Raw genomic sequence first — 10,782 nt, forward strand, 5'->3', positions numbered from 1 at the left:
ACCGAATGCTAAATTTACCAGCGGTTTTGCACCTCGTCGGCCAGGGCGGGGAGGCAATCCGCGTGAGGTGCTGGAAGGACCCATCTTGGCAGTCTCCCGCCAGACCAAGTCAGTGGCCAATATCCCTGGAGCCCCGAAGCGATACTCGTTCGCGAAAATCAACGAGCCTATCGCCGTCCCGGGCCTCCTCGATCTACAACTCGATTCCTTCGCATGGCTGATCGGCTCGCCAGAGTGGCGCGAGCGCGAGCAGGCTGAGCGCGGTCCCGAGGCTCGCGTCACCAGCGGCCTCGAGGACATCCTTGAGGAACTGTCTCCGATTCAGGACTACTCGGGCAACATGTCCTTGTCCCTGTCGGAGCCTCGCTTCGAGCCGGTGAAAAACACCGTCGACGAGTGCAAGGAAAAGGACATCAACTACTCCGCGCCGCTGTACGTGACCGCAGAGTTCATCAACAACGACACCCAGGAGATCAAGTCTCAGACCGTCTTCATCGGCGACTTCCCGATGATGACGGACAAGGGTACGTTCATCGTTAACGGTACCGAGCGTGTCGTCGTTTCCCAGCTCGTTCGCTCCCCGGGCGTCTACTTCGATCAGACCATCGATAAGTCCACCGAGCGTCCGCTGCACTCCGTGAAGGTGATTCCTTCCCGCGGTGCATGGCTGGAATTCGACGTCGACAAGCGCGATACCGTCGGCGTCCGCATCGACCGTAAGCGTCGCCAGCCGGTAACCGTACTGCTCAAGGCCCTTGGTTGGTCCGAGGAACAGATCCGTGAGCGCTTCGGCTTCTCCGAGTTGATGATGTCCACCCTCGAGTCCGATGGTGTGGCAAACACTGACGAGGCTTTGCTGGAGATCTACCGCAAGCAGCGTCCGGGCGAGCAGCCGACCCGCGAGCTCGCGCAGTCCCTGCTGGATAACTCCTTCTTCCGTGCAAAGCGCTACGACCTCGCAAAGGTGGGCCGTTACAAGGTCAACCGCAAGCTGGGTCTGGGCGGTGACCACGATGGTCTGATGACCCTGACCGAGGAAGACATCGCTGTCACCCTCGAGTATCTGGTACGCCTGCACGTAGGTGAGCGTGAGATGACCGCTCCGAACGGCGAGACCATCGCCATCCACACTGACGACATCGACCACTTTGGTAACCGTCGTCTGCGTACCGTCGGCGAGCTCATCCAGAACCAGGTCCGCGTTGGCCTGTCCCGTATGGAGCGCGTCGTTCGCGAGCGCATGACTACTCAGGATGCGGAGTCCATCACTCCGACCTCCCTTATCAACGTGCGTCCGGTTTCTGCTGCTATCCGCGAGTTCTTCGGTACCTCGCAGCTGTCCCAGTTCATGGACCACAACAACTCCCTGTCTGGTCTGACCCACAAGCGCCGTCTGTCTGCGCTGGGCCCAGGCGGTCTGTCCCGCGAGCGCGCCGGCATTGAGGTTCGAGACGTGCACGCTTCTCACTACGGCCGTATGTGCCCGATTGAGACTCCGGAGGGCCCGAACATTGGTCTGATTGGCTCCCTGGCCTCCTACGCTCGCGTCAATGCTTTCGGCTTCATTGAGACCCCATACCGCAAGGTTGTTGACGGCAAGGTCACTGACGAGGTCGAGTACCTCACCGCTGATGAGGAAGATAAGTACGCAATTGCGCAGGCGGAAATCGAGAAGGAAGCTGACGGCACCATCGTCGGCACCCGTATCGAGGTCCGCCTGAAGGACGGCGACATCGGAGTTACTGACGCTTCCGGCGTCGACTACGTTGACGTTTCCCCGCGCCAGATGGTTTCCGTGGCAACCGCCATGATTCCGTTCTTGGAGCACGACGACGCTAACCGTGCGCTGATGGGCGCTAACATGCAGCGCCAGGCAGTGCCGCTGGTGCGCTCCGAGGCACCTTTCGTTGGTACCGGTATGGAGCAGCGCGCTGCATACGACGCCGGCGACCTCATCATCACCCCGAAGGCTGGCATTGTAGAAAACGTCACCGCCGATCTCATCACCATCATGGATGACGAGGGTCAGCGTGACACCTACATGCTGCGCAAGTTCGAGCGCACCAACCAGGGCACCAACTACAACCAGACCCCGCTCGTCGAGCTGGGCCAGCGCGTAGAGGCCGGCCAGGTTCTGGCTGACGGCCCGGGTACCCACAACGGCGAGATGTCCCTGGGCCGCAACCTGTTGGTTGCCTTCATGCCTTGGGAAGGCCACAACTACGAGGATGCAATCATCCTGAACCAGCGCATCGTCGAGGACGATGTTCTGACCTCCATCCACATCGAGGAGCACGAGATCGATGCTCGCGATACCAAGCTGGGTGCCGAGGAAATCACCCGCGAGATCCCGAACGTCTCCGACGATGTTCTGCGCGACCTCGACGAGCGCGGCATCATCCGCATCGGTGCGGACGTCCGCGCAGGTGACATCCTCGTCGGTAAGGTCACCCCGAAGGGCGAGACCGAGCTGACCCCGGAGGAGCGCTTGCTGCGCGCCATCTTCGGTGAGAAGGCACGTGAGGTTCGCGATACCTCCATGAAGGTTCCACACGGTGAGAACGGCAAGGTTATCGGCGTTGCGCGCTTCTCCCGTGAGGACGACGACGATCTGGCACCGGGCGTCAACGAGATGATCCGCGTTTACGTCGCTCAGAAGCGCAAGATCCAGGACGGCGATAAGCTCGCTGGCCGTCACGGCAACAAGGGTGTCGTGGGCAAGATCCTGCCGCCAGAGGACATGCCATTCATGGCTGACGGCACGCCTGTCGACGTCATCTTGAACACCCACGGTGTTCCGCGTCGTATGAACATCGGCCAGGTCCTCGAGGTCCACCTCGGCTGGCTGGCCCACGCCGGCTGGAAGGTCGACGTTGATGACCCAGCTAACGCTGAGCTGCTCAAGACCCTGCCGGAAGAGCTTTACGACGTCCCGGCTGGTTCCCTGACCGCAACCCCGGTCTTCGACGGTGCTTCCAACGAGGAGATCGGCCGCCTGCTGGCTTCCTCCCGCCCGAACCGCGACGGTGACGTCATGGTTGACGAGCACGGTAAGGCACAGCTTTTCGACGGCCGCTCTGGCGAGCCGTACAAGTACCCGGTTTCCGTCGGCTACATGTACATGCTCAAGCTGCACCACCTGGTCGACGAAAAGATTCACGCTCGTTCCACCGGCCCTTACTCCATGATTACCCAGCAGCCGCTGGGTGGTAAGGCGCAGTTCGGTGGCCAGCGCTTCGGCGAGATGGAGGTGTGGGCAATGCAGGCTTATGGCGCTGCCTACACCCTGCAGGAGCTGCTGACCATCAAGTCTGACGACGTCGTCGGCCGTGTGAAGGTCTACGAGGCAATCGTGAAGGGCGACAACATCCCGGATCCAGGTATCCCGGAGTCCTTCAAGGTCCTCCTCAAGGAGCTGCAGTCGCTGTGTCTGAACGTGGAGGTTCTCTCCACCGACGGCACGCCGATGGAGCTGTCTGGCTCTGACGATGACGACATGGATAGCCCGTCGCTGGGTATTAACCTTTCGCGCGACGAGCGCGCTGACGCCGACATCGCATAGCACGCTTGAGCTCAAGCGTGAGAGCTTACGGTCCTAGCTGGTAGCTCCCGAGCTACCAGCAGGGCACACTATTTGAGAATTTTTTAAAGCCATCAACGTTCCCCACACTCGCGTGGGGATGAAAGGGAGACATTACGTGTTTGACGTAAATCTCTTCGACGAGCTCCGCATCGGTCTGGCCACTGCCGATGACATTCGCCGTTGGTCCAAGGGCGAGGTTAAAAAGCCTGAGACCATCAACTACCGCACCCTGAAGCCGGAAAAGGACGGCCTGTTCTGCGAGCGCATCTTCGGCCCAACCCGTGACTGGGAGTGCGCTTGCGGTAAGTACAAGCGCGTTCGCTACAAGGGCATCATCTGTGAGCGCTGCGGCGTCGAGGTCACCAAGTCCAAGGTTCGCCGTGAGCGCATGGGCCACATCGAGCTGGCTGCTCCGGTAACACACATCTGGTACTTCAAGGGCGTTCCTTCCCGCCTGGGTTACCTTCTGGACCTTGCTCCGAAGGACCTGGAGCGCATCATCTACTTCGCAGCCAACATCATCACCTCTGTTGATGAAGAGGCTCGCCACAACGACCAGTCCACCCTGGAAGCAGAGATGCTTCTGGAGAAGAAGGACGTCGAGGAAGACACCGAGTCTGAGATCGCAGAGCGCGCTGCCAAACTCGAGCAGGATCTGGCCGAGCTGGAGGCTGCTGGTGCGAAGGCTGACGCACGCCGCAAGGTCCAGAACGCTGCTGACAAGGAGATGCAGCACATCCGTGAGCGTGGCGAGCGCGAGGTCGCACGCCTGGATGAAATCTGGAACACCTTCCTGAAGCTGGCTCCGAAGCAGATGATCATCGATGAGACCATCTACGAAGAGCTCGTTGACCGCTACGAGGATTACTTCACCGGCGGCATGGGTGCTGAGGCTATCCAGACCCTTATCCGCAACTTCGACCTCGAGGCTGAGGCCGAAGAGCTGCGCGAAGTCATCAACAATGGCAAGGGCCAGAAGAAGATGCGCGCGCTGAAGCGTCTGAAGGTCGTAGCAGCCTTCCTGCGCTCCGGCAACGACCCGGCAGGCATGGTCCTGGATGCGATCCCGGTTATCCCGCCGGAGCTGCGCCCGATGGTTCAGCTCGACGGTGGCCGTTTTGCCACCTCCGACCTGAACGACCTGTACCGCCGCGTTATCAACCGCAACAACCGCCTGAAGCGCATGATCGATCTCGGCGCTCCTGAGATCATCGTTAACAACGAGAAGCGCATGCTGCAGGAATCTGTTGACGCGCTCTTCGACAACGGCCGTCGCGGCCGCCCGGTCACCGGACCTGGCAACCGTCCGCTGAAGTCTCTGTCTGACTTGCTCAAGGGCAAGCAGGGCCGTTTCCGTCAGAACCTGCTGGGTAAGCGTGTTGACTACTCCGGCCGTTCCGTTATTATCGTCGGCCCGCAGCTCAAGCTGCATGAGTGTGGTCTGCCGAAGCTGATGGCTCTCGAGCTGTTCAAGCCATTCGTCATGAAGCGCTTGGTCGAAAACGACTATGCACAGAACATCAAGTCTGCAAAGCGCATGGTTGAGCGCCAGCGTCCAGAGGTTTGGGACGTTCTGGAAGAGGCTATTTCCGAGCACCCGGTTATGCTCAACCGTGCACCTACGCTGCACCGTCTGGGTATCCAGGCCTTCGAGCCGAAGCTGGTCGAGGGTAAGGCAATTCAGCTGCACCCGCTGGCTTGTGAGGCGTTCAACGCTGACTTCGACGGTGACCAGATGGCAGTTCACCTGCCGCTGTCCGCAGAGGCACAGGCTGAGGCTCGTGTCCTCATGCTTGCTTCCAACAACATTCTCTCCCCGGCATCCGGTAAGCCACTGGCTATGCCGCGTCTGGATATGGTCACCGGTCTTTACTACCTGACCATGGACAAGGCGGAGGGCGAGATCGGCGGCGAGGGCCGCTACACCGAGGCGACCGAAAACGGCCCTGCAACTGGCGTTTACTCCTCCTACGCTGAGGCCATCATGGCTCGCGACCGCGGCGTTCTGGGCCTGCAGGCACCAATCAAGGTCCGCATCTCCCACCTGCGTCCGCCGGCTGAGATCGAGGCTGAGCAGTTCCCTGATGGTTGGCAGAAGGGCCAGGCTTGGATGGCGCAGACCACCCTTGGCCGCATCATGTTCAACGACTTGCTGCCGTGGAACTACCCGTACCTCGAGGGCGTCATGGTCCGTAAGGGCGGCGCCAAGAACTCCGTACTGCTCGGTGACGTCATTAATGACCTCGCTGCTAAGTACCCGATGATCACCGTTGCCCAGGTTCTGGACAAGATGAAGGATGCCGGTTTCTACTGGGCAACCCGTTCTGGCGTGACCATCACCATGGACGACGTTCTGGTCCTTCCGAACAAGACCGAGGTTCTCGAGTCTTACGAGAAGGAAGCACAGCGCATTGAGCGCAAGTACTGGGAGCAGGGTGCGCTGACCGAGCGTGAGCGTTACGACCGCCTGGTTGAGCTCTGGAAGGACGCTACCGACACCGTTGGTAAGGCAGTCGAGGATCTCTACCCGGATGACAACCCGATTCCGATGATCGTTAAGTCTGGTGCAGCGGGTAACATGCGTCAGATCTGGACCCTGGCCGGCATGAAGGGCATGGTCGTGAACTCCAAGGGTGACTACATCACCCGTCCGATCAAGACCTCCTTCCGTGAGGGTCTGTCGGTCTTGGAGTACTTCAACAACTCGCACGGTTCCCGTAAGGGCCTGGCCGATACCGCACTGCGTACCGCGGACTCCGGCTACCTCACCCGTCGTCTCGTCGACGTGGCACAGGACGTCATCGTCCGCGAAGAAGACTGTGGCACCCGCCAGGGCGTCCGCGTTCCGCTGGGCGAGTGGGCTGGCGACAAGCTGGTTCCACACGAGCTGTGGGAGACTTCCGCATCCGGCCGCGTCGTCGCGTCCGATGTGAAGGCTGAAGATGGCACTGTCGTTGCTGAAGCAGGTTCTGACCTGACCGAGGAACTGACCGAGAAGATCTTGGCTGCCGGCATCGCCGACATCAAGGTTCGCTCCGTCCTTACCTGCCAGACGCCAGCCGGCGTTTGTGCGAAGTGCTACGGCAAGTCCATGGCCTCCGGCCAGCTCGTCGACATCGGCGAGGCGGTCGGCATCGTGGCTGCACAGTCCATTGGTGAGCCGGGTACCCAGCTGACCATGCGTACGTTCCACCAGGGTGGTGTCGGTGGCGACATTACCGGCGGTCTGCCACGTGTTCAGGAGCTGTTCGAGGCTCGTAACCCGAAGAACCGCGCGCCGATCGCATCCGTTGACGGCACCGTGTCCCTGTCCGATGAGGGCAACTTCTGGACCCTGACCATCACTCCGGATGACGGTTCCGACAACGTCGTCTACGAGAAGCTGTCGAAGCGCCAGGGCCTGGCACAGGTCCGCCGCCCGATGGAGTCCAACCCGGACGCAATGATCGAGCGTTCCCTGCGCGACGGTGACCACGTCACCACCGGCGAGCGCCTGATGCGTGGTGCGGCTGATCCGCACGACGTCCTCGAGGTCCTCGGTCGCCGCGGCGTCGAGAAGCACCTCATCGACGAGGTGCAGGCCGTTTACCGTACCCAGGGTGTTGCCATCCACGACAAGCACATCGAGATCATCATCCGCCAGATGCTGCGTCGCGGTACCGTCATTGACTCCGGCTCCACCGACTACCTGCCGGGCGTTCTGGTTGACCTCTCTGAGGCCAAGCAGGTCAACGCCGCACAGGTTGCCGAGGGCGGCGAGCCAGCTCAGCTGCGCTCCGAGATCATGGGTATCACCAAGGCATCGCTGGCTACCGAGTCCTGGCTGTCCGCGGCCTCCTTCCAGGAGACCACGCGCGTGCTTACCGACGCCGCTATTAACAAGCGCTCCGATCAGCTCATTGGACTGAAGGAGAACGTCATCATCGGTAAGCTCATCCCGGCTGGTACCGGTATCTCGCGTTACCGCAACATCTCCGTTAAGCCGACCGAGGCCGCACGCAACGCTGCGTACTCGATCCCGACTTACGGCGATTCCATCTACGGCGACGATGGATTCGGTGAGTTCACCGGCGCATCCGTCCCGCTGGATGAGGACTTCACGTTCTAAGTCCACCCCCGCGCGATGCCCCAGCTTTCTGGGTATAACGCTGCGGCTTTGAGAGGCTCCATGCTTTTAGGCATGGGGCCTTTTTACTTTTGCTAGCATTAGTGGGTCCAAGTTGACGAAGTCATCTAATTACACAGCGAACACGGGTGCTTTCTCCCTCCTTAGACCGAAACTCAGGAACAACCATCGCAGCAGTTTGCGCGGGAGAAGGCTGAGACCCCACATATGGGAACCGTTGCACCTGATCCGGGTAATACCGGCGCGAGGGAGGAAAATGTCTACTTCACCTGCATCTTCGGCACGCACTGCACACACGGCTGGAAAGCCCAACCGCCGCTGGCGGGTCGTCGACATCGTCGTGGCTGCGGTCTTGTCCGTGGCGTGTGGCCTGATTTTCTTGTTCTGGAACACCGCGGGTTATGCCGGCTACGAGGCTCTCGATGCCTTTACCCCTGGCCTGGGCGGTTTGGCCTCTGGCATCTGGTTGCTGGGAGGCGTGCTCGGTGGGCTCATCATCCGCAAGCCGGGAGCGGCGCTCTTCGTGGAGCTGCTCGCTGCCTGCGTCTCCGCCGCTCTTGGCTCCCAGTGGGGCGCGGCAACCTTGCTCTCTGGCTTCGCCCAGGGCATCGGCGTGGAGATTGTCTTCGCCATCTTTGCCTACCGTTCTTTTAACCTGCTTGTTGCAACCATCGCTGGCCTTGCCGCCGGCGTCGGTGCATGGACTTTGGAGCTCTTCACAGCCGGCCACCTAGCCCGTTCCGTTGAATACAACATCATCTACTTGGTCTGCACCGGCCTCTCCGGTGCGATTCTGGCCGGCGTTCTGGGCTACTTCACGGTAAAGGCGCTAGCGGCCACTGGCGCGCTCGACCGCTTTGCTGCAGGCCGCGAGGCTTAAGAAGTACTTTCAAGAATGGTTTCTGGAACGGGCATTCGCGTAGAAGGTTTTGGCTGGACTCATGCCGGGCGCGCGGAGCCGGCGCTGCGCGATGTTACTTTCCACGTCGAGCCGGGCGAACGAATTCTGCTGTGCGGCGACTCCGGTTCTGGCAAGTCCACGCTCTTAGCGGCCCTTGCCGGCGTGCTCGGTGGCGACGAGGAAGGCGAGCAGGTAGGAGAGATCCAGCTCTTCGGAGCTGGTACCGCGAGCGATGGTGAGTGGCCTGGCGAAGGCATGCCAGTGGGGCTGGTCCTGCAGGATCCTGATTCCCAGGTAATTTCCTCGCGAGTGGGCGACGACGTTGCTTTCGGCTGCGAGAACCTTGGCCTCGAACGCTCTGAGATTTGGCGCCGCGTCAACCAAGCCTTGGAGCTGGTGGGGCTTGACCTTCCACGTGACTATCCCACCGCTCGGCTTTCCGGCGGCCAGAAGCAACGACTCGCTTTGGCTGGCGTCATGGCGATGGGCGCCGGGCTCATCTTGTTGGATGAGCCCACGGCGAACCTCGACCCAGAGGGCGCCGATTCGGTGGTTCGTGCGGTGACCCAGCTAGTGGAGCGCACCGGCGCCACGCTCATCGTGGTTGAGCACCAGCCAGATAGATGGCGTCACTTGCTGCAACGCGGACTACTCATCGAGGATGGGCAGGTTGCGCTTGACGCTTCCGTGGGCGAGGTGCTGGAAGCACGCGCCCAAGCGATGCCCACGCTGCCGCAGGCTCGCGTTCCACAAGACGTATCCAGCCTTGAGCCAGCGATGTGGTCGAAGGATTTGGCTACCCGCTTTGGCCCGCCGCGTACCTTTGAGCTTCCCTCGACAGCTTCGACCGTTGTGACAGGTCCCAACGGGGCGGGAAAGACCACCTGGCTGGAAACCATGGCCGGGCTGTTGCCGTATACGTCGGGTGAGGTGGGCGTCGCCGAGCACGTGCGTCGCGGCCTCAAAGGAGACCCGGCAATGTGGAAGTCGCGCGAGCTCGCGCATCGCATTGGGTACGTGTTTCAGAACCCAGAACATCAATTCGTCGCGCGCAGCGTTGCCGATGAGCTGCGCGTGGGACCCCGAGTGATGGGCGAGGAGGTCCCAGAAAAGCGCATCTCGGAATTAGTGGAGCGCCTGCGTTTGGGGCAGCTGCTTGGCGCCAACCCCTTCACCCTTTCGGGCGGAGAGAAACGGCGCCTTTCGGTGGCGACAGCATTGGTGAGCGCGCCGGCGGTTCTGTTGCTTGATGAGCCGACGTTCGGCCAGGATCCGCAGACCTTCGCGGAACTGGTGTGGATGCTGCGCGAGTTAAGCGATGAGGGAGTGACCATTGCCTCGGTAACCCACGATCCCCTCTTCATTGCGGCTCTCGGTGACCACCGCGTGGAGGTGCCGCGTGCCTAATATCTTGTCCGGCGTAAACCCATTGACGCGGGTTTACCTTATGCTGGCGCTGACCTTGCCGTTGTTTCTCTCGGTGGATTGGGTCTCCGCCGCGGTTTCTTTGGTCATCACCTTCGTATTTGCGCCGCTGTGTGGGGTTAGTTGGGGAAAGCTCATAAGGAGCGGATGGTTCCTGTTTATCCTCGCCGCACTGTCTGGCGTTTCGATGTTGCTGTATGGCGCCGAGGGCGGGGAGGTTTACTTCCGGCTTTGGCTCATCGTGGTTTCGGAGAACTCGGTGCGCCTTTCGGTGGCGATGATGCTGCGTGTGCTCGCGGTAGCGCTGCCAATGATTGTCCTCGCGCGCGACATTGATTCCACACGCTTAGGCGACGCCCTGGCGCAAAACCTTCGCCTGCCTTCGCGTTTTGTTATTGGCGCGGTCGCCGGTGTGCGCATGGCGACGCTGTTTCGAGACGACTGGGATTCCATGGCTCGTGCCCGGAGGGCTAGGGGATTGGGGGATCGCGGCAAGGTTAAGCATTTGCTTACGATGTCCTTCGGCCTTTTGGTAGTGGCGCTGCGCCGCGGAGGCAAGCTCGCCACGGCGATGGAGGCCCGTGGTTTCGGGCGCACGCCGTTGTATTCGCCGGCGCGCACGTGGGCGCGCGAGTCGCGTGTGAGCAGGATAGATTGGCTGATTATGTTAGCCGGTTCACTTTTGGCAGCGGTGCCGGTGGTAGCGTCGGTAGTTACAGATTCCTGGAGATTCTTCGGTCTATAAGA

5 protein-coding genes and 1 riboswitch are annotated in these 10,782 nt (G+C 61.0%); all 5 genes read left to right on the forward strand.

From position 1 onward, the window contains the following. Window positions 1-67: 67 nt before the first annotated feature. The 5 genes from HMPREF3158_RS06440 to HMPREF3158_RS06460 all read left to right on the forward strand — a co-directional run bounded on the left by HMPREF3158_RS06440 (window position 68) and on the right by HMPREF3158_RS06460 (window position 10,780). Window positions 68-3,562 (forward strand): DNA-directed RNA polymerase subunit beta, encoded by a 3,495-nt coding sequence (locus HMPREF3158_RS06440; RefSeq protein ID WP_062035917.1) that lies wholly within the window; start codon window positions 68-70, stop codon window positions 3,560-3,562. Window positions 3,563-3,698: 136 nt separating this feature from the next. Then, entirely contained in the window at window positions 3,699-7,691 is a 3,993-nt protein-coding gene (locus HMPREF3158_RS06445; protein ID WP_061920461.1) for a DNA-directed RNA polymerase subunit beta', read from the forward strand. A 190-nt stretch (window positions 7,692-7,881) separates the two neighbouring features. Further along, window positions 7,882-7,977, forward strand: a riboswitch (TPP riboswitch). Next, window positions 7,966-8,589, forward strand: a complete 624-nt coding sequence (locus HMPREF3158_RS06450) for an ECF transporter S component (RefSeq protein WP_070497776.1) — start codon at window positions 7,966-7,968, stop codon at window positions 8,587-8,589. It overlaps the preceding riboswitch by 12 nt. A 15-nt stretch (window positions 8,590-8,604) precedes the next feature. Next, on the forward strand, window positions 8,605-10,017 hold the full coding sequence (locus HMPREF3158_RS06455; protein ID WP_070497778.1) for an ABC transporter ATP-binding protein: 1,413 nt from the start codon (window positions 8,605-8,607) through the stop codon (window positions 10,015-10,017). Then, window positions 10,010-10,780, forward strand: coding sequence for an energy-coupling factor transporter transmembrane component T family protein (locus tag HMPREF3158_RS06460; protein ID WP_070456875.1), 771 nt, complete (start codon window positions 10,010-10,012; stop codon window positions 10,778-10,780). The genes HMPREF3158_RS06455 and HMPREF3158_RS06460 overlap by 8 nt, the downstream gene beginning before the upstream one ends. Window positions 10,781-10,782: the final 2 nt, after the last annotated feature.

It is taken from the genome of Corynebacterium sp. HMSC06G04 (assembly GCF_001807365.1).
Lineage (GTDB): Bacteria > Actinomycetota > Actinomycetes > Mycobacteriales > Mycobacteriaceae > Corynebacterium > Corynebacterium simulans.